Source organism: Nocardioides solisilvae, assembly GCF_003194625.1.
In the GTDB taxonomy this organism is placed as follows: Bacteria; Actinomycetota; Actinomycetes; order Propionibacteriales; family Nocardioidaceae; genus Nocardioides; species Nocardioides solisilvae.
In genome coordinates this window covers 603,191-621,740 of record NZ_QHKX01000001.1, presented here as the reverse complement: position 1 = coordinate 621,740, position 18,550 = coordinate 603,191, and the positions used below count along the sequence as shown (strand labels likewise).

The 18,550-nt window shown below is 74.6% G+C and carries 20 protein-coding genes and 1 pseudogene; 12 read left to right on the top strand and 9 right to left on the bottom strand.

What is annotated here, in order from left to right:
- Positions 1–45 precede the first annotated feature (45 nt).
- The 5 genes from DNK53_RS02960 to DNK53_RS02940 all read left to right on the top strand — a co-directional run bounded on the left by DNK53_RS02960 (position 46) and on the right by DNK53_RS02940 (position 4,785).
- Positions 46–435, top strand: a complete 390-nt coding sequence (locus DNK53_RS02960; protein WP_110180781.1) for an MmcQ/YjbR family DNA-binding protein — start codon at positions 46–48, stop codon at positions 433–435.
- A gap of 125 nt (positions 436–560) precedes the next feature.
- Positions 561–1,277, top strand: coding sequence for an ANTAR domain-containing protein (locus DNK53_RS02955; RefSeq protein WP_110180780.1), 717 nt, complete (start codon positions 561–563; stop codon positions 1,275–1,277).
- A 238-nt stretch (positions 1,278–1,515) separates the two neighbouring features.
- The gene (locus tag DNK53_RS02950; protein ID WP_110180779.1) at positions 1,516–2,796 is read left to right on the top strand and encodes a GAF domain-containing sensor histidine kinase; all 1,281 of its coding nucleotides are present in this window, start codon (positions 1,516–1,518) and stop codon (positions 2,794–2,796) included.
- A gap of 37 nt (positions 2,797–2,833) precedes the next feature.
- A complete protein-coding gene (locus DNK53_RS02945; RefSeq protein WP_162599737.1) occupies positions 2,834–3,805 on the top strand; it encodes a hypothetical protein in 972 nt (323 codons plus the stop codon).
- Positions 3,806–3,852: 47 nt separating this feature from the next.
- Positions 3,853–4,785 carry a methylenetetrahydrofolate reductase gene (locus DNK53_RS02940; protein WP_239456330.1) on the top strand — a complete coding sequence of 311 codons (933 nt, stop codon included), beginning with the start codon at positions 3,853–3,855 and terminating at the stop codon, positions 4,783–4,785.
- A gap of 43 nt (positions 4,786–4,828) precedes the next feature.
- Here DNK53_RS02940 and DNK53_RS02935 read toward each other — a convergent pair whose 3' ends face one another.
- Complete coding sequence (locus tag DNK53_RS02935) at positions 4,829–6,037, bottom strand: AI-2E family transporter (protein ID WP_162599736.1); 1,209 nt, start codon at positions 6,035–6,037, stop codon at positions 4,829–4,831.
- A gap of 193 nt (positions 6,038–6,230) precedes the next feature.
- Positions 6,231–7,265 carry an LLM class flavin-dependent oxidoreductase gene (locus DNK53_RS02930; RefSeq protein WP_110180776.1) on the bottom strand — a complete coding sequence of 345 codons (1,035 nt, stop codon included), beginning with the start codon at positions 7,263–7,265 and terminating at the stop codon, positions 6,231–6,233.
- 223 nt (positions 7,266–7,488) lie between these two features.
- On the opposite strand from DNK53_RS02930, the gene DNK53_RS02925 reads away from it, so the two are divergent.
- Positions 7,489–7,782 (top strand): hypothetical protein, encoded by a 294-nt coding sequence (locus DNK53_RS02925; protein WP_110180775.1) that lies wholly within the window; start codon positions 7,489–7,491, stop codon positions 7,780–7,782.
- A gap of 103 nt (positions 7,783–7,885) precedes the next feature.
- Complete coding sequence (locus DNK53_RS02920) at positions 7,886–8,440, top strand: DsbA family protein (protein ID WP_162599735.1); 555 nt, start codon at positions 7,886–7,888, stop codon at positions 8,438–8,440.
- A 31-nt stretch (positions 8,441–8,471) separates the two neighbouring features.
- Here the strand turns inward: DNK53_RS02920 and DNK53_RS18290 are convergent, their stop codons facing one another.
- Positions 8,472–9,356, bottom strand: a complete 885-nt coding sequence (locus DNK53_RS18290; protein WP_204163719.1) for an NAD-dependent epimerase/dehydratase family protein — start codon at positions 9,354–9,356, stop codon at positions 8,472–8,474.
- 34 nt (positions 9,357–9,390) lie between these two features.
- Positions 9,391–9,888 carry a VOC family protein gene (locus DNK53_RS02910; RefSeq protein ID WP_110180773.1) on the bottom strand — a complete coding sequence of 166 codons (498 nt, stop codon included), beginning with the start codon at positions 9,886–9,888 and terminating at the stop codon, positions 9,391–9,393.
- Between the two features lie 81 nt (positions 9,889–9,969).
- On the opposite strand from DNK53_RS02910, the gene DNK53_RS02905 reads away from it, so the two are divergent.
- On the top strand, positions 9,970–10,896 hold the full coding sequence (locus DNK53_RS02905) for a helix-turn-helix domain-containing protein (RefSeq protein WP_110180772.1): 927 nt from the start codon (positions 9,970–9,972) through the stop codon (positions 10,894–10,896).
- Here DNK53_RS02905 and DNK53_RS02900 read toward each other — a convergent pair.
- Positions 10,878–11,354: a GNAT family N-acetyltransferase gene (locus tag DNK53_RS02900; RefSeq protein WP_110181374.1), complete on the bottom strand. Its 477-nt coding sequence runs from the start codon at positions 11,352–11,354 to the stop codon at positions 10,878–10,880. The two genes, DNK53_RS02905 and DNK53_RS02900, sit on opposite strands and share 19 nt — an antisense overlap.
- A 45-nt stretch (positions 11,355–11,399) precedes the next feature.
- Here DNK53_RS02900 and DNK53_RS02895 point away from each other — a divergent pair, with 45 nt between their 5' ends.
- Positions 11,400–11,975 (top strand): GNAT family N-acetyltransferase, encoded by a 576-nt coding sequence (locus DNK53_RS02895; protein ID WP_110181373.1) that lies wholly within the window; start codon positions 11,400–11,402, stop codon positions 11,973–11,975.
- A 20-nt stretch (positions 11,976–11,995) separates the two neighbouring features.
- Here DNK53_RS02895 and DNK53_RS02890 read toward each other — a convergent pair whose 3' ends face one another.
- The 3 genes and pseudogenes from DNK53_RS02890 to DNK53_RS02880 all read right to left on the bottom strand — a co-directional run bounded on the left by DNK53_RS02890 (position 11,996) and on the right by DNK53_RS02880 (position 14,264).
- Positions 11,996–12,973 (bottom strand): alpha/beta-hydrolase family protein, encoded by a 978-nt coding sequence (locus tag DNK53_RS02890; RefSeq protein ID WP_110180771.1) that lies wholly within the window; start codon positions 12,971–12,973, stop codon positions 11,996–11,998.
- A gap of 38 nt (positions 12,974–13,011) precedes the next feature.
- Positions 13,012–13,659: pseudogene (locus tag DNK53_RS18470) on the bottom strand (alpha/beta-hydrolase N-terminal domain-containing protein); the annotation flags it as partial.
- A 77-nt stretch (positions 13,660–13,736) separates the two neighbouring features.
- Complete coding sequence (locus DNK53_RS02880; RefSeq protein WP_110180770.1) at positions 13,737–14,264, bottom strand: thioesterase family protein; 528 nt, start codon at positions 14,262–14,264, stop codon at positions 13,737–13,739.
- Positions 14,265–14,384: 120 nt separating this feature from the next.
- On the opposite strand from DNK53_RS02880, the gene DNK53_RS02875 reads away from it, so the two are divergent.
- The 3 genes from DNK53_RS02875 (at position 14,385) to DNK53_RS02865 (ending at position 16,811) form a co-directional block, all read left to right on the top strand.
- The gene (locus DNK53_RS02875; protein WP_110180769.1) at positions 14,385–14,744 is read left to right on the top strand and encodes a YciI family protein; all 360 of its coding nucleotides are present in this window, start codon (positions 14,385–14,387) and stop codon (positions 14,742–14,744) included.
- Positions 14,745–14,753: 9 nt separating this feature from the next.
- Entirely contained in the window at positions 14,754–16,055 is a 1,302-nt protein-coding gene (locus DNK53_RS02870) for an RNA polymerase sigma factor (protein WP_204163718.1), read from the top strand.
- Between the two features lie 102 nt (positions 16,056–16,157).
- Entirely contained in the window at positions 16,158–16,811 is a 654-nt protein-coding gene (locus DNK53_RS02865; protein WP_110180768.1) for a GNAT family N-acetyltransferase, read from the top strand.
- 170 nt (positions 16,812–16,981) lie between these two features.
- Here the strand turns inward: DNK53_RS02865 and DNK53_RS02860 are convergent, their stop codons facing one another.
- Complete coding sequence (locus DNK53_RS02860) at positions 16,982–18,400, bottom strand: HNH endonuclease signature motif containing protein (protein WP_110180767.1); 1,419 nt, start codon at positions 18,398–18,400, stop codon at positions 16,982–16,984.
- Positions 18,401–18,550: the final 150 nt, after the last annotated feature.

Below are 18,550 nucleotides of genomic sequence, written 5' to 3'. Positions count from 1 at the left end.
CCATCGTGGCGCACCGGTGTCGGCGTCGCGTGGCAGTCTCGGGGCATGGCGCTGGCAGACCGACCCGAGGTGCCCGAGGCGTGGGTCGAGCGGATCGACGCGGTGCTCGGCCGGCTCCCCGGCTGCGCCCGCGAGGCCGCCTGGACGGGGACGCGCTGGCGGGTGCGGGGCGCCACGGTGGCCCACGTCTTCGGGGGCGAGGACCAGCTCTTCCGGGTCACCTTCCGCGGTGAGCCCGACGAGGTCGCCGCCTTCGAGCACCTCGGCGACCCCTACTTCCGCGTGGGGTGGGGCGGCAACCTCATCGGGATGCTGCTCGACGAGCGCACCGACTGGGAGGAGCTGGGCGAGGCCCTCACCGACTCCTACTGCCTCCAGGCCCCCGACCACCTGGCCGCCGCGGTCGAGCGACCGCAGGCGGCGGGTCCGGCCTGACGGTGGATCCCGCCTGACCGAGGTCCTGCGTGACCGGTGGGATCGGAGGGATCGTCGGGACCGTCCCGACGAGGTCACGGAGCGGACGTCGTGCGCGACACGCCCGGGTGCCGCATAATCGTCCGGTGCCCGAGCAGATCCCGGACGACGTCTCCCGCGCCCTCACCGCGCTCGCTGAGATCGTCTACGACCGTCCCGACTACCCCGACGTCTACGCCGCCATCACGCGGACGGCCCTCGAGGTGGTCCCCGGCTGCCACCACGCCGCCATCAGCGTGCTCGTCGGGGGCGGCGAGCTCACCGCGCACGGCGCCACGAGCCCGCTCGCGCAGAAGATCGACGACATGGAGGGGGAGCTCCGCGAGGGGCCCTGCTACGACGCGATCGTGGAGGAGGCGTTCCAGATGGAGAGCGACCTCACCGACGGCTGCACGTGGCCCGAGCTGGGTCGCCGCGTCCTGGCGGAGACCCCGGTGCGCGGGATGATCGGCTACCGGATCCGGGTGGGGTCGCGGAAGGCGGGCGCTCTCAACATCTTCTCCGAGACGCCGGGCGCCCTCGACGAGCGCTCGGCCAGCATCGGCGCGGTGCTCGCGGCGTTCGCCTCCATCGCCCTCGGCGCGGCCGCCCACGCCCAGCAGGCGGGCACCCTGCGCGAGGGGCTGGTGAGCAACCGGGTGATCGGCAAGGCCACCGGCCTGCTGATGGCGGCGCACGGCATCTCCGACGAGGAGGCCTTCCAGGTGCTGCGCCGGGCGTCGCAGGAGCTCAACATCAAGCTGGGCAGCGTCGCGCAGAAGGTGCTCGACGGCCAGCTGGAGCAGGTGCGCCGGGACCAGTAGTCCCGACCGGCGCCGCGGCTTGCGCGGAATGCACATCCACCGGTTTGTGCGGCGGGCGGCGGGTACCCATGTTCCACGGTGGTCGTCGTGGTCCAGCAGGGGGCCGCGGCGGCCACTTCGACGTTCCGGGACCTTTGGCCCGGTCGGGTTGTCTTGTCCTATGGACGTCTACCGAGCGGTAACCCTACCCTCGTCGGGGGACGTCCCTCCTGGGGCGTGGGGTGAGGGGCGCCGGACGATGACCAGCACGATGGACGTCGAGCTGACCGAGCGGGTCAGGCTCGCGGGCGTGTCCCGGACCATCGTGCGCGCCGTCAGCTCCGAGCTCACGCTCGCCCGGATCGTCGAGGTCTGCCAGCACGCGATCATGGAGGGCTTCCGTGCCTCGGGCGTCTGGATCCAGGCGTTCAAGGGCGACGAGCTCGGCCACGACGCGGTGCGCGACGACCGGGGGCGCACCGTCGAGCTGCCGCACGAGCTCAAGCTGATCGGGCGGGTGGTGGCCCGTCAGATGTGGGACCTCCAGGGCGTGACGGTCTTCGACGGCGCGACCACGCCCGACTGGGTGCTCCCCGAGGAGGAGCAGCAGCGCGTCTACGAGACGATGGCCGAGCTGGGGATCACCCGCCTGCTCAGCGTGCCGATCGGGGCCGGCCGCGAGTGCCTCGGCACGCTCGTGCTCAGCCGCAAGGAGTCCGACCACGGCTGGACCCCGGGCGAGCAGCGGGCCGCCCTCGACATCGGCCGCGACCTCGGCCGCGCCCTGGCCACGGCCCGCGCCTTCGAGAAGGAGCGGCGCGTCGTCGCGGAGCTCCGCGAGGTCAACGGCTACAAGGCCCGGCTGATCTCGACGCTGGCCCACGAGCTGAAGAACCCGCTGACCGCGATCCTGGGCCACGTCGAGATCCTCGACGGCGACCCCGAGCTGCCGCACGGGGTGCTGCACTCGATCGAGGTGATCGAGCGGGGTGGCAAGCGGATGCAGCAGCTCGTCGAGGACCTGCTCGTCCTCTCCCGGGCCGACGGTGAGCAGCGCCCGCTCGTCCCGGTCGCCGTCGACCTCGCCGCGGTGGTCGACGAGGCGCTCGACCTGCTCGGCGTCGAGGTGCTGCGCAAGGGCCTGCACGTCGAGCGCGAGGGTCCGTGCGGCGACGTCCACGCCTGGGGCGAGAGGCAGGAGCTCGACCTCGTGGTCACCAACCTGCTGAGCAACGCGGTGAAGTACACCCCCGGCGGCGGCACCGTGACCGTGCGCCTCCAGCGCACCGGGGACGCCGTCGTCCTCGAGGTCGCGGACACCGGTCTGGGCATGTCGGAGGCCGACCAGGAGCACCTCTTCGAGGAGTTCTTCCGCTCGACCAACCCCGAGGCGCTCGCCTCCCCGGGCAGCGGGCTGGGCCTGTCGATCGTCCACCAGGCCGTGGAGCGCCACGGGGGCACGATCACCTTCACCTCCGCGCTGGGCATGGGCACGACGTTCGTGGTCACGCTCCCGGCCACCCCGCGCGAGGACGCGTGAGGTGGAACCGCTCGCCCGCGGGCCGCGTCACACCCGCATGAAGACCACGTCCCGCCTCGTCCCGGCCGCCTTCCGCAAGACCCCCGTGCTGCTCGCCCCGGCCCTCACGCTCGTGCTGGCGCTCGGCGCCTGCGGCAGCGACGACGGCTCGGGCGAGGCGGGCTCCGGCTCGGCGCCCGCGGCCACGCCCGAGGTCGTCGACGAGCTCGCGGCGCAGGAGGGGGAGCCCTGCCCCGCCTCGCTGCCCGAGCCCCCCGCGGACGCGACGGCACAGTCCGAGCCCGCGGCCGCGTCCCCCGAGCTGGGCGCGGTCGAGGAGGCGTGGGTCTGCCGGTACGACGCGGCGGGCGAGGAGTGGCAGCGGTACGGCGGCCCCCAGCCCGTGGACGGGGAGGCGCTCGCGGCGTTCGAGCGCGACCTCGCGGCGCTGGAGCCGGCCGAGTCGGACCGCTCCTGCACCATGGAGCTCGGCCCGCGCTGGATGCTCGTGACGGCCGACGCCGGCGACCTGACCGGCGTCGTGGTGGACGGGTTCGGCTGCCGCGAGGTGCGGGTGACGAGCCTGCCCGGGGAGCGGGTGGCCGGCCTGGACGACGAGGGCGGGGCGGTCCCCGGTGTGCTGCAGGCGCCGGCGTCCCTGCTGGAGACGCTGCGCGCGGTCGGCGAGGCCGGGCTCGGCGGCCAGGCCGGCCAGGGCGGCCAGGGCGGCCAGGGTGGGGGCGAGGACGACGGCGCCGCCGCGGCCCGCTGGAAGGCGATGACCGAGCGGCTCGGCTGCGGCCCGAACGCCTCGGTCTTCATGAACGACTCGGTCACCCCCGACGCGGGCACCACCCCCGAGGAGGCGGCCGCCGCCTGGAACCGGCCCGGCGGGGAGGTCGCGATCGACTCCCGCCACGACGGGCGGGCCGAGGCGTCGGTGACCGTCGACGGCGAGGTGGTCGTCGTCCTGGCGCTGGTGCAGCACCCCAACGGCGGCTGGTCCGTCGAGGGCGGGGCAGAGTGCTGAATGCGGAGCCGAGTGCCGAGGGTAGGCGAAGTGCCGAGGAAGACAGGGTGCTGAGGGAGCCCGGCCTCGCGGGTCGGCTGGCGGAGCGCCGCGGCGGCGTCGTCCTCTTCGGGATGACGCCGCCGCGCGTCGGCACGCCGCCGGAGCGCGTCCGCGAGGTCGCGGTCCGCACCGTCGAGCGGCTGGCCGGCCTCGACCTGGACGGGCTGGTCCTCTACGACATCGACGACGAGAGCGACCGCAACCCCGAGGAGCGGCCGTTCCCGTTCAGCTCGACGCTCGACCCCGCCGGGTTCGCGTCCGAGCTCGAGGGCTGGGAGCGGCCGGTGGTGATCTACCGGTGCGTCGGCAAGTACGACGAGGCCGACCTCGCCGGCTGGCTGGCCCGGCAGGACCCGGAGCGGGTGCTCACGGTCTTCGTCGGCGCCTCCTCCCGGGAGAAGCCCGTGCGGACCAGCCTCACGCGGGCGCAGGAGCTGCGCGCCGAGGTCGGCCCCGAGGTGCTGCTCGGCGCGGTGGCCATCCCCGAGCGGCACGTCGACCGCGGGGGCGAGCACGCCCGGCTGCTGGCCAAGCAGTCCAGGGGCTGCGACTTCTTCGTCAGCCAGGTCGTCTACGACGTCAACGCCGCCAAGGACCTGCTGTCGGACTACGCCTACGCCTGCCGCGACGAGGGCGTCGACCCGGTGCCGCTCGTCTTCACCCTCTCGGTCTGCGGCTCCGCGAGGACGCTGGACTTCCTGCAGTGGCTGGGGGTGAAGGTGCCGCGGTGGATGCAGAACGAGCTGCGGCACACCGACGACACCCTCGCCGAGTCCTTCGACCAGTGCCTCGCCACCGCGGCCGAGCTGACGGCGTACGCCGCCCGCCTGGGCGCCCCGATCGGCTTCAACGTCGAGAGCGTCTCGGTGCGCCGCGCCGAGATCGAGGCGTCCGTCGAGCTGGCCGCGCGGGTCCGGGAGCTGCTCCCGCGCACCTGACGGGACGTCGTACGTCCTCGTGGACCGTCGGGCTCAGAGCTGCTCAGAGCTTGACGGCGGGCCCGCGGGGCTCGGGGACCTTCTCCCGCTGGGTCGCCTCCTCCAGCTGCTCCCGCCCGTAGCGCAGCAGCGCCACCGAGACGGCGAGCACCGGGACGGCGAGGAACATCCCGACGATGCCGGCGAGCCCGCCGCCCGCGGTGACGGCGAGGATCACCAGCGCGGCGTGCAGGTCGAGGGTGCGGCCGACGAGGACCGGCTGCAGGACGTTGCCCTCCAGCTGCTGCACGACCACGATGAGGACCACCACGATCAGCGCGGTCGTCGGTCCGTCGGTGACCAGCGCGACCAGCGCGGCGATCGCGCCCGTGAGGAACGCGCCGATGATCGGGATGAAGGCACCGAAGAAGATGAGCACGGCCAGGGGCAGCGCGAACGGCACCCCGAGCAGCGCCAGCCCGACCCCGATCGCGATCGCGTCGACGAGGCCGACCGCGGCCTGGGCCTTGATGAAGCCGCTGAGGGTGGCCCACAGCCGGCGGGAGACCTCCGCGGCGTGCGGGGCGGCGCGGGGGCCGGCCAGCGCGCTCAGCCAGGGGATGAACTTCGGGCCGTCCTTGAGGAAGAAGAAGCAGAGGACGAGCGCGAGGATGCCGGTGATGAGGAACGACGTGGCGGTGCTGACGCCGGTCAGCACGCCGCCGGCGATCGAGCTGGCGTTGCCCTGCGCCTGCTCGAGGACCTGGTCGAAGACGTCGTCGATCTGCTCGTTGCTGACGTTGAAGGGCTCCTCGGCGATGAGGTCCTGCAGCTCGCGGATGCCCTCGAGCGCGGAGTCGGAGACCTCCTCCCACTGGCCCGTGACCTGGGGGGCGAGGACGAAGACGAGCCCGACCATCACCCCGATCCCGGCGAGCAGGGTGATGAGTGCGGCCAGGGCCGCGGGCATCACCTTGCGCAGCAGCCGGGTCGGCGGCCAGAGCACGGTGGCGAGCAGCAGGCCCAGGACGACGGGCAGCGTGACGTCCCAGATCTTGCCCAGGATCCAGAGCAGCACGACGGTGGCGGCGCCGATCAGCAGGAACCGCACGGCCCAGGTGGCCATCCGGCCCCCGACGGTGTCGAGCAGGGCACCGCGGGTCGGCGGCGGGGGCGGCGGCGAGGGCACGAACGGCGGGATCTCGGGCGCCGAGGTCCCCTCGATGGTGCGCTGTGCCTGCCGCGACGACGGCGTCCTTCTTCTGCCCAGCACGTCTCTCTCCGTCCTCCTGCGCGACGGCCGCGGCGGCGGCCGGGCCGTGGGCCCCTGTGCCCAACCCTGCCGCAGATCATCCCCGCAGGGCGGCCGCCACCCCGGCCACCCCCGCCGGACGTCATCAGCGCGGGTCGTTGGGGCGACCGCGTGTGATGACGTCCGGGGCGTGGGGTACGCCGGGGGCCGGGGGTCAGCGCCAGCCGAGCGCGGGTGCCACGTGGGTCAGCAGGCTCTCGAGCACGTGGGCGTTGTAGTCGACCCCGAGCTGGTTGGGCACGGTCAGCAGCAGGGTGTCCGCGGCGGCGATCGCCTCGTCCTCGCGCAGCTGCTCGACCAGGACGTCGGGCTCGGCGGCGTAGGACTTGCCGAACCGGGCGCGTCCGCCCTCGAGCTGCCCCACCTGGTCGCTGCCGGTGCCCTCGGCCCCGAAGTAGGCGCGGTCCCGGTCGTCGACGAGCGGGAAGATGCTCCGGCTCACCGACACCCGGGGCTCACGCTGGTGGCCGGCGGCCTTCCACGCGTCGCGGAACATCTGGATCTGCTCGGCCTGCAGCTGGTGGAAGGGGACGCCGGTGTCCTCGGTGAGCAGGGTGGAGCTCATGAGGTTCATCCCCTTCTCCGCGGCCCACTCGGCGGTGGCGCGGGAGCCGGCGCCCCACCAGATCCGGTCGCGCAGGCCGGGCGCGTGCGGCTCGATCCGCAGCAGCCCGGGCGGGTTGGGGAACATCGGGCGCGGGTGCGGCTCGGCGAACCCCTCGCCCTTGAGCACCTCGAGCAGCACCTCCGTGTGCTGGCGGGCCATCTGGGCGGGGTCGCCGGGCTGGCCGTCGGGCCCCGGCGCGGGCTGGAAGCCGAAGTAGCGCCAGCCGTCGACGACCTGCTCCGGTGATCCCCGGCTCACGCCGAGCTGGAGCCGGCCGCCGGAGATCAGGTCGGCGGCGCCGGCGTCCTCGGCCATGTAGAGGGGGTTCTCGTAGCGCATGTCGATCACGCCGGTGCCGATCTCGATCCGGCTGGTGCGGGCGCCCACGGCCGCGAGCAGGGGGAAGGGGGAGGCCAGCTGCCGCGCGAAGTGGTGCACCCGGAAGTAGGCGCCGTCGGCCCCCAGCTCCTCGGCCGCGACCGCCAGGTCGATCGACTGCAGGAGCGTGTCGGAGGCCGACCGGGTCTGCGAGTGCGGGGACGGCGTCCAGTGGCCGAAGGAGAGGAATCCGATCTTCTTCATAGAACGTTCAACAACTTCCTGTGGATGTTGTTCCCGCCCGCCGTCGGCAGCCCCCGCGCGCCCACGAGGTTGACGCGGGTGACCGAGGCCACGCGGCGGCGGGAGGGGTTGCCCAATTGTGTGGATGTCCTCGGAGCGAACGCGGTGCCACGCTGGACGGCAGGGACGTCGACGCCCGGCCAGGGCGGTCGGACCGGCGAGCGCCCCGGGAAGCGAGGGGGTCGTGGCTCGGGCACAGCTGGCCGCTCTCGCCTGCGCGGGCCTCCTGATCGGCGGGCACGAGCCGCTCGCCGGCGTCGTCGTGCACGCGCTGGGCGACGAGGTGGGCGCCGAGGTCCGCGCCGACCTCGGCTCCGGGGCGGCCTGCTGGACCGCCGCCGCCCGGGACTTCCGCGCCCGCCTCGACCTCGTCCTCTCCGTGGGCGACCGGGTCGGGGACCCCACCGCCTTCCGCGCCGGGACGGTGCCGCCGCAGCTCCTCGAGCCGCGGCCCGCCTGGCTCGGCTGCTTCGGCTGACCGGCACCCGGGTGACCGGCTCCCGAGGGGCTGCGTCCGGGGAGGCGGGGAGCGACCCCGCGCGTTTCGCGGCGGCGCCAGGCCCCGGCGTACCGTGGACGCCGTGATCATCGACATCTGGGCCGACCTCGCCCACCTCGACAGCTACCTCGCCAAGGTGGCACTCGAGTCTGCGCTCGCCGAGTGGGAGCACGGCGACGAGGTGGAGGTCGTCTGGCACGCCTACCAGGTCGACCGGCCGAGCACCTACGACGCGCACCGCCTGGTCCACCTCGCCACGGCCCGGGGCCGCGGCGACGTCGCCCGCGAGCTGGCGATGAAGGCGTTCGTCACCGAGCAGGAGTCGCCGACCGACCACGACGTGCTGCGGCGCCTCGGTGCCGAGGCCGGCCTGGAGGTCGAGGCCGTCGAGGCCCTCCTGGGCTCCGACGACCACGGGTACGACGTCCGCGTCGACGAGGCGACCGCCGCCCAGATCGGCTTCGGTGACGCGCCCTACCTGGTCGTCGACCGCAAGTACGGCGTCGGCGGCCCGCAGCCCAGCGCGGTCTACACCTCGGCGCTGCAGTACGCGCGCGACCACGCCGACGAGGCCCCCGAGGAGCGGGGCGCGTCGGTCTGCGGCGGGGCCTGCGGCTCCTGCGCCTGCGGCGCCTGACCGACCGGCAGCCTGGCCGCCTGCGCGGGGGTCAGGCCCCCAGGGGGCGGTCCGGGTCGGCGACGGGGTAGTCGCGGTAGCCCTCCCGGTAGGTCGGGTACGTCGGCACCCACCCCGAGGCCCGCAGCCGGGCGTTGCTCAGCCGCTTGCTGTGCGCGAGCGCGGGGTCGGGGCGCGGCGGGGGAGGCCCGCCCAGCCGCGCGGCGAGGTAGCCCGCGACGTCGCCGATCATCGCCGGCTCGTCGTCGGTGCCGAGGTAGACCCGGTCGGGACGCTCCTCGCGGGTGAGCAGGTGGACGACCGCCCCGACCGCGTCGTCCCGGTGGATCCGGTTGGTCCAGCGGTCCGGGTCGGTGATCCCGCCGGCGAGCACCTTCGCCGCCAGCCGGCTCGGTCCGCGCCCGTAGAGCCCCGAGAGCCTCAGCACGGTGCCCGCGGGCACCCGCGCGAGGAAGGCCTCCTCGGCCTCGAGCAGCACCCGGGCCCGGCCGTTCGCGGGGCGCGCAGGCGTCGTCTCGTCGACGGGCGTCCCCTCGGCCACGACGCCGTAGACCGCCGTCGAGGAGACCAGCACCGCGCGCCGCGGCCGCTGTCCGGCGGCCTCCAGCGCGTCGAGCGCCCGGCACATGCCCTCGAGGTAGGTCGCGCGGTATCTCTCCTCGCTCCGCGGGTGCGCGGTCAGCGCGACGACGAGGTGCTCCAGGTCGAGCGGGGGCAGCGCGGGGGCGTCCCGGGTCAGGTCGACCGCGAGCCCCTCGAGCGGCGCGGGGACCAGCTCGGCCCGGCGGCGCATCGCCAGCACCCGGTGCCCCCGGTCGGCCAGCCGGTGGCCGACGGCCGTGCCGAGGTCGCCGGCGCCCACGAGCAGCGCATGGGTGCCGGCGGGGACGTCAGCGGTCTCGGTCTCCGGGGGCACCCCGCCACGGTACGTCGGGCGGAAAGGCGGGCCTTCACTCCTGGGCTGCCGCCCACGCTGCGACCCGGCTGGCGCTCTCCTCCTCCGACAGGTCCTCGACCCGGGTCATCACGGTCCACCGGACCCCGAAGGGGTCCCGGATGCTGGCGTACCGGTCCCCGGAGACGAAGGTCGCGAGCGGCTCCCGCAGCGTCGCCCCGGCGGCCACGGCCCGCTCGACGACGGCGTCCGCGTCCTCGACGTACAGGCCGAGGGAGTAGCAGTCCTCGTCCCCGGCCGGCGGAGGCACGAGGTGGTAGTCGGGCGACGGCTCGCCCACCTGGAACCGCCCCTGGGCGAGCGCGAGGTCGGCGTGCACGACGACGCCGCCCATCTCGGTCACGTCGACCACCCGGGCGCCGAGGACGTCGCGGTAGAAGGCGATCGCCCCGCGCGCGTCGGGGACGGCGAGGAACGGGGTCAGGCTGGTGAAGCCGCGGGGGATCCCGCGCTCGGTGTGCTCGCCGTGGGCGGCGGTGAGGTTCTCGGTCATGGGCCCGACGCTAGGCGGGGGCCGGCGCCCGAGGCTTGGAGATACGCGACACCCTCCCCGCGGGCGCCCTACGCTCGCGGCGTGACCGGGGAGGAGCGCAAGCAGGGGAGCGTCCCGGAGCGCCGCGGGATCCTCCACCCCGCCGCCCTCCCGACCTTCCACCGGCTGCCGCCGCCCGAGGACGTCGCCCACCTCGTGCGCTGGTTCTGGATCCCGGAGTGGGACCTGCCCCCGGGCCGCACCTCCCGGCAGCACGTCCTCTCCTTCCCCGCCAGCAACCTCGTCGTCGAGCGGGGTTTCGTGGCGCTGGCGGGCCCCACCACCCGCGCCTCGCACCGCGACCTCACCGGCCGCGGCTGGGCGGTCGGCGCGCTGCTGCGCCCCGCAGGCACCGTCCTGGTCGTCGACGACCCCGGAGCGGTCCGCGACGGCTACCGGGAGCTGGACCTGCCCGACCTGCACGCGCCCGTGGTCGCGGCGATGACGGGCGCCCGCGGCGGGAGCGCCGACAAGGGCGAGGCGCGGCGCGAGGCCGCCGTGGCGGCGTACGTCGGATGGCTCCGGGAGCGGGCGGCGCGCCGGCCGCTTCCCGAGGGAGCGCTGCTCGCCAACGCGCTCGCCGACCTCGTCGACGGCGACCCGACCATGCTCCGCGTCGACCAGGCCGCGGACCGGCTCGGGGTCTCGACGCGCACGGTGCAACGGCTGGCACGCCGGTTCGTGGGGGTGGCGCCGGCCGCGATGATCCGGCGTCGCCGCCTGCAGGAGGCGGCGGAGCGGCTGCGCGCGGACCCGGGCACCGGGCTCGCGGCCCTCGCCGCCGATCTCGGGTACGCCGACCAGGCCCACCTGGCGACCGACTTCCGGACGGTCCTGGGGTTCACGCCGAGCACCTACCGGACCGCGGCCGGCAAGACGACGTGGCAGGACGAGGCCGCGGGTCAGGACGAGGCGGCGGGTCAGGACGAGGCGGCGGGTCAGGACGCGGGTCAGAGCTCGCGCAGGTAGCAGAGCATCCGGTAGTCGGCGCCGGGCTCGACGTTGACGAAGCCGTGCCGCTCGTAGAACCGCCGGGTGTCGACGTCCACCTCGTCGACGTTGATGTGCACCTCGCCCGCCCGGCGGTCGCGCAGCTCGCCGAGGATCCGCGCCATCAGCGCGGTGCCGAGCCCCTGGTCGCGCAGCCGCGGCCGGACGTAGAGCTCCTCGAGCTGGGCCAGCGGCCCGTCGTGGTACGGCGTCGGGCGCAGCGTCAGGTAGGCGAAGCCGACCGCCTCCTGCCCGCCGCCCTCCCCCTCGGCGTCGACGAGCAGCACCAGCACGTCGTCGCGGGCCAGCAGCGCGGCGTACCGCCTCGCCAGCACGTCGACCGGCGGCGTCGGGCTCTCGAACTCGGTGTTGAAGTCGTGCAGCATCCGCGCGACGAGGTGGGCGTCCGCGGTCGTGGCGCGGCGTACCGGGTCCATCGTCCCAGCGTGGCGCACGCGGCCGTCACGCGCCACACTGGGCGGATGGCGATCCAGGTGCGTCCGGCCAGCGCCGACCTGTTCGACGACGTGGCGACCGTGCTCGGGCCGAAGAAGCCGGGCTCCAACGTCTGCTGGTGCCTCAGCCACCGCCTCGACTCGCGCACCAACCGCGAGCTGCTCGGCCCCGCGCGGGGCGAGGCCATGCGCGAGCTCTGCTCGCGCGCGGTCGCCCCCGGCGTCCTCGCGCACGACGACGGCGAGGTCGTCGGGTGGGCCGCGGTGGCGCCGCGCGCCGAGCTGCCGGTGGCGCGGTCGAGGAAGATCCCGCAGGTCGACGACCAGCCCGCGTGGTCGGTGATCTGCCTGCGGGTGCGGCCCGGCTTCCGCGGCCGCGGCGTCACCCACCACCTGCTCGAGGGGGCGGTCGCCTACGCCGCGTCGCAGGGCGCCCCCGTGGTCGAGGGCTACCCCGCCGACAACGGCGACCAGCGGGTCGACCTCACCATGGCGTTCGTCGGGACCCGGCGGCTCTTCGAGGACGCCGGGTTCACCCTGGCCGCCCGGACCGACGCCGTCGCGGGTGGCTTCCCGCGCGTCGTGATGCGCCGGACCGTCTGACCGTCACCTGTCCGGGGTGCTCAGCGCGGCAGGCGGGAGAGCCGCTCCCGCAGCGCCGCGACGCGCTCGTCGTCCCACCCCTCCTGCCGGAGCATCGCGACCCAGGCGCTCAGCGGCTGGGTGCCGTACTTGTGGCCGAGCTCCTCCTCGAAGGCGGTGCTCACCGCCATGTCGACCGCCAGGTTGAGGAAGGTGGTGAGCGGCGCCCACTCCATCTCGGGGTTGACGGCCGGGTCGAGCGGCTCGTCGAGCCAGTCGGGCTCCTCCCAGGCGGTCTGCCAGTCCCACCAGACGATGGGGTCGTCGGCGTGCTGCAGGAAGACGACCCGCGGGTTGCCCACGACGTCGGCGTCGCGGTTGGCGAAGAGGACGGTGCGACCGTCGCCCACGACGGGCTTGACCTGTGGCGAGCCGGGCCGGCGCAGCCGCTCGGCCTCCCGACGCAGGTGCACCGTCTCCGGAGGACCGACCCACAGCGACGCGCGGGTCCGCACGGTCAGCTCGTCGAGGTCCGCGAAGGCCGCGCTCCCGCCGAAGGAGCCGAGGCTCTCGCCGGCCACCAGCAGCTCGGGCCGCTCCTCGACCGGCTCCTCGTCGATCCGTGCCCGGACCGCCTCGACCAGCGCCCGGCCGGAGTCGCGGGCGGCGTCGGCCTCGGTGAGGAACGCGAGCGGCGAGGGGAGGTGGGAGTACTGCATCGAGACGGTCGCGACGTCGCCGCCGAGCAGGTGCTCCACCGGCTGCACGACCTGCTCGTTGACCCAGCCGGTCCCGGTCGGGACCACGACCAGCACGGCCTCGCGCTCGAAGGCGTCGAACGCCTCCAGCTCGGCGAGGGCCAGGGCCGCCCGTTCGTCGGCGTCGTCGGTGGTGGCGCGCCCGACGTAGACGAGCACGGGCTCGAGCACCGCGTCGGGCTCCACGGCGAGCTGCGCGAGCTGCTCGACGGAGGGACCGCGGGTGAGGAAGCGTCGGCCCTCGTCCCGACCTCCTCCCACGGCACCGCCGAGGCGGGCCCGGCCGAGCGGAGCGCGGAGGTGGGCGGCTCCCGGTCGCCGTCGACCTCCAGGTCCGAGAGGGTGAACGCCTCGTTGAGCCCGTCCAGCGTGCGCTGGAAGACCCAGGTGTTGACCGCCGTCGCGACCGCCGAGAGCACGAGGACGGTGGCCACCCCGGCGGCGATCCAGCGCGGCAGCACCAGGTCGCCGAGCCACGTGGCTCGCCGTACCAGCCAGCGCACTCCGCCGGCGAGCAGCAGCGCGACCCCGAGGACGAGCAGGGCGACGACCAGCGAGGCGGCCTGGCCGAGCCACACCCGCCCCGGGTCGTGGTCCAGCCGCTCCCACGTCCAGCGGTGGGCGTCGACCGCGTCGACCGCCGCCCACGCCACGGCCGCGAGCAGCGCGGCACCGGCGACGAGGCGGAGCCGGACGTCCGTCGCGCGGGACAGGGGTGTCGGCGCGCGGCCGGTGCGCCGGCGTACGAGCGCGACGACCCACCGGGCAGCCGCTGCCAGGAGCCGGCCGAGGCCGTGGCCGACCACCAGCGCGCACCCCGAGACGACTCCCTGCAGGAGCCAGTCCCGGGCCAGCAGCGTCGGCTGCCACGACTGGACGAGGAAGAGCGCCGAGAGCCCGACGCCGACCGGGCTCGGGGCGCGGACCAGCCGAACGAGGTCGACCATGGAGCGGATCCTATGGCGCGGCCCGGCGACGGGACAGGGGTACGGCGGGAGCCCGGGCGGCGCGGTCGGGCGGCGGGTCAGGCGGCGAGCGGCTCGCGCACGCCGCGGGCCCAGTCGGCGACCCACTGCGGCAGCGCGAGGTCGGCGGACGGGTCGACGCCGATCGCGGCGAGCACGACGGCGGCGGGGACGGTGCCGCCCGACTTCCGCAGGAACCGGCACTGGACGACGGCCTGCGCGTAGAGCTCCCCGCGGACCAGGAAGGCCTGCTCGAAGTAGAGCCCTCGCTCGTCGGTGCCGAGCAGCGAGGTGCGCACGTCGAACTTCTGGAAGGGCTTGAGCGAGCGGCGGTAGCGGATCGTCTGGGCCGCGATCACCGGGTACCAGCCGCGCTTCTGCGTCTCGCGGTGCTGGCCCGAGCGGAGCATGAGGTCGACGCGGCCGAGGTCCATCAGGCCGAAGTACTTCGCGTTGTTCATGTGCCCCACGGTGTCGAGGTCCGACGGCCAGACGCGGAACTGCCGGACGCCGCCCTCCTGCATCGACAGACGGGGCCGGCGCCACAGGCCGACGAGGAGCACGACGAGGCGGAAGTAGAGGTTCACCGGGCAATTCTGCGCCGGTCCGGAAAAAGTTTGGCAGGAGGTGTCGCATCCGCCAGCCCCCGTTCGTGGAAGGGGTGAGAGCACGACCACTACGGTCGTCCCAGACACGAGGAGTTCGTCATGACCCAGTACCTGCTGTCCGTGCACGGTTCCGTCGACGCCGGCGAGTTCGGCCCCTACGAGAGCCACGAGCAGATGATGAAGGCGTTCGAGGACACCGGCCGCTTCAACGAGTCGCTCCAGGAGCGCGGCCACTGGGTGTTCGCCGGCGGTCTCATGCCGGCCCACACCGCCACCGTCGTCGACGGGACCCGGGACGACGTCGTCGTCACCGACGGCCCCTACCTGGAGTCCAAGGAGCACGTCGGCGGCTTCTGGGTGGTCGAGGCCAAGGACCTCGACGAGGCGCTCGCGCTGGCCGCCGAGGGGTCGAGGGCCTGCCGCGGCGCCGTCGAGGTGCGCCCCTTCCAGTCCGAGTGACCGCTCGGCGTGACCGACGAGGAGCAGCCCACCGACGGTGAGGCGGTGACGGCCCGGATCGAGCGCCTCCACCGGGAGGAGTTCGGCCGGATCGTCGCCGCCCTCGCCCGCCGGTTCGGCGACCTGGGGCTGGCCGAGGAGGTCACCCAGGACTCCTTCGCCGAGGCCGTACGCCGCTGGCCCGCCGACGGCGTACCGCCCCACCCGCCCGGGTGGCTGGCCACCACGGCCCGCAACCGGGCGCTCGACCGGGTGCGACGCGAGTCGACCCGGGACGCCCGTCACCAGGAGGCCCACGTGCTGCACGGCCTGCCCGGCGACGGTGCCAGGGGCTCCTACGGGGGCTCCTACGGGGGCACCGACGACTCCGCCCTCACCTCGATCCCCGACGAGCGGCTCCGGCTGCTCTTCACCTGCTGCCACCCCGCCCTCGCCCCCGCGACCCGCGTCGCGCTGACGCTGCGGCTCCTGGGCGGCCTGACGGTGCCCGAGATCGCCGCCGCGTTCCTCGTCGAGGAGCGGGCGATGGCCCAGCGGATCACCCGCGCGAAGCAGAAGATCGCCGCGGCGCGCATCCCCTACCGGGTGCCGTCCGACGCCGAGCTGCCCGACCGGCTGGGCGGCGTCCTCGCCACCCTCTACCTGGTCTTCAACGAGGGCTACCTGCCCAGGCGGGGCGACGAGGCGGTTCGCACCGACCTCTGCGCCGAGGCGATCCGGCTCACCCGGGTGCTGCGAGGGCTGATGCCCGACGAGCCCGAGGTGATGGGGCTGCTGGCGCTGATGCTTCTCACCGAGGCCAGGCGGTCGGCCCGGGTGGTCGACGGTCGTCTGGTCCCGCTCGCCGAGCAGGACCGCTCCCGGTGGGACGCCGACCTCGTCGCCGAGGGCCACGCCCTCGTCCGCGAGTGCCTGCGCCGCCACCGGGCCGGGCTCGGGCACCCCGGCCACCACCAGCTGCTGGCCGCCGTCAACGCCGTCCACACCGACGCCCCCACCGCCGCCGAGACGGACTGGTCCCAGCTGCGCGCCCTCTACGACCAGCTGTACGCCGTCACCCCCACGCCCGTGGTCGCGCTCAACCGGGCGCTCGTGGTCGCCGAGCTCGAGGGCGCGGGGGCCGGGCTCGGGCTCGTCGAGGGGTTGGCGGGGACGCTCGACGGCTACCAGCCCTTCCACGTGGCCCGCGCCGACCTCCTCCGCCGGCTGGGTCGGTCCGACGAGTCCCGGGAGGCCTACGCGCGCGCCGTCGCCATGACCGACAACGACGCCGAGCGCGACTTCCTCCGGGCGCGCTCCGAGGAGGCCTGAGGCAGGGCCTGAGGCAGGGCCTGAGGCAGGGCCTGAGGCAGGGGGCCCGCGGCCGGGGGCGAACCCGTCGCCACGGGGCGGGTCCCGGGCTACCGTCCACGCGTGACCCCTGCCCCCGGCACGACACCGTCCGGTCCGACACCACCTGTCATCCTGCGCACCGAGGAGCCGGCGGACGCCGGGGTCGTCGACCAGGTCGTCGCCGCCGCCTTCGTCGCCGCGGCCCACTCCGCGCCCCCGCGCACCCCCGGCGGCCCGCCTGGGGAGGTGGACCTGCTGCGCATGCTGCGCGCGGACCCGGGCTGGCTGCCGCACCTCTCCGTCGTCGCCGAGGTGGACGGTCGCCCGGTCGGCCACGTGGTCTGCAGCCGTGCCACGGTGGTCTCCTCCGTCCGTGGCGCCGGCCCCGGCCCAGGCGCCATCGACTCCGACTCCGATTCCGACTCCGATTCCGACTCCGTACCTGCCCTCGGGCTGGGACCGGTGAGCGTGCTGCCCGCGCTGCACGGTCGCGGGATCGGTTCGGCACTGGTGCGCGAGGTGCTGGCCCGTGCCGACGCGACCGGAGAGGCGCTCGTCGCCCTGCTCGGGGACCCGTCGTACTACGGGAGGTTCGGCTTCCTGCCCGCGCGAGAGCTGGGTGTCGAGGCTCCCGATCCCGCGTGGGGGGACTACTTCCAGGCGATCGTCCTCGGCGGTCGCGTCCACCCCAGTGGCGTCTTCCGATACGCCGCACCCTTCGACGCATTCTCGTAGGGCGAAGCGAAGCGGTCCCTCCGCCCCCGGGACCCTCCGCCCCCGGGCCCCTCCGCCCCCGGGATCCTCGGCCCCGGGATCTCCGGACCCTGGCGCTCGGCCGTGCCGGCGCTCCGGACCAGGTCCGGCGGTGGTCCTGGGGACCGTGGATGGTCAGCTCCTCCTACGGTCTAGGTCCTCCGGTGGTACCTGACGTCGCCACCTGCGTGCTTTTCGCTTGCGTAGCCGGGGTCGTGGGCCTTGTGGTGGTGGAAGGGGCAGAGCAGGACGAGTTCGTTCAGGTCGGTGTTCCCGCCGCCCGCCCAGGGGTTGGGGCCGCCGTGGTGGGCTTCGCACCACTGGGCGGGGATGGAACACCCCACTGTCTGGCAGGTGTGGTGCCGGAGCATGTGGGCCTCGCGTTGCCAGGTCTGGAAGAACCGGCTCTTGCGGCCCATCGCCAGCGGCACCCCGTCGCCGTCGAGGACCACGGGGATGATCTCGGCCTGGCACGCCATCCGGTGCACGTTGTGGGCGGTGACCTCGGTGAGGTCCTCGCCGTTGGTCAGGATCCACCCCGATCTCTTGCCCCTGCCCCGGCCCTTGCCGGATCCCTTGCCCTTGCCCTGGCCCTTGCCCTTGCCCTCGGTGGTGCATGGGCAGTGGCCGTGGGCGAGCTTGTCGAGCAGGTCCTCGTAGTTGATGGTGACCAGGACCTTGGTGGCGCCACCGCCGTGGGCGGGGATCCGCGCCGGGTCTGCGGCTTCGAGGAACGCGCAGAACGCCAACCCGAGCAGCCGTTCCTGCGGCAACCGCTCACCCGTCGCCGGGTCGAGGTGGGCGAACGCCCCCAGGGACGTGGCGGCGCCGGTGGTCTTGCCGTCGTCCTGCTTGGGTGAGGTCCAGGCCTGCAGGTAGGTCTTGAGCCGGGCCGCGGCGTGATCCGGAATCGTGCCGGACAGGGTGGAGGCGCCGTCACCCCTGCGGCGAATCGTCAGCCGGGTGGCGGCGTTCGCGCGCCTCTCAGCCCGCTCCAGGAGCTTGCGTTCGTGCTCCTCGCAGGTCTCGGGGGCCACGGTCTGCAGGATCTTCGCGCCGAGGGTCTCCAGCTGCTTGGGGTTGAACCTCGCTGCCTGCTCGACCAGGTGCGCCTCTGCCCTGGCCAGCACCTCGGCGGGGACTTCTTCACCCGGGAGCGGGTCGACCACGAGGTTGTCCAGCGCCTTCACGATCACCCGCGCCTGGGGGAGGTTCACCGCCCCCGCCTCCAACCCCGCCGCCACGAGGCGCCACCGCGATGCGAGCGCCTCGCCGAGCCTCTCCGCCGACCGCCCGGCGCCGTACCCGGTCCGGGCCCGGGCATCGAGCCATCCCGCGACCGACCGGGCACCGTCGGTGGCGGCGACACCCCCGGGCGCCCCGACGGTCTGCATCACCCGCATCCGCAGCGACTCCACCCCGTCGACCAGCCGGGTCAGCCCCAGCAGCGCCTCGCGCTGCGCGGCCGCGGACAAGTACATGGCGTCCGCCCCGGCCGCGAGGTCCAGGGCAGCCTCGATCATCGTCACCGCACGGGTGATCGGGTGCTCACCACCCGCCTGCTCCCACATCCGAGACCCCCGCCCCCGCCGCCGTACAAAAGGTTCGCCGGGAGACCCCGATGCCCCGCCGACAGGCAACACTCAACCAGCCGCCGCCGACAACGCGACCCCCGAAAGGGTGTCTCGCCCACAGTGTGGACAAACGTTCGAAAAACGTCA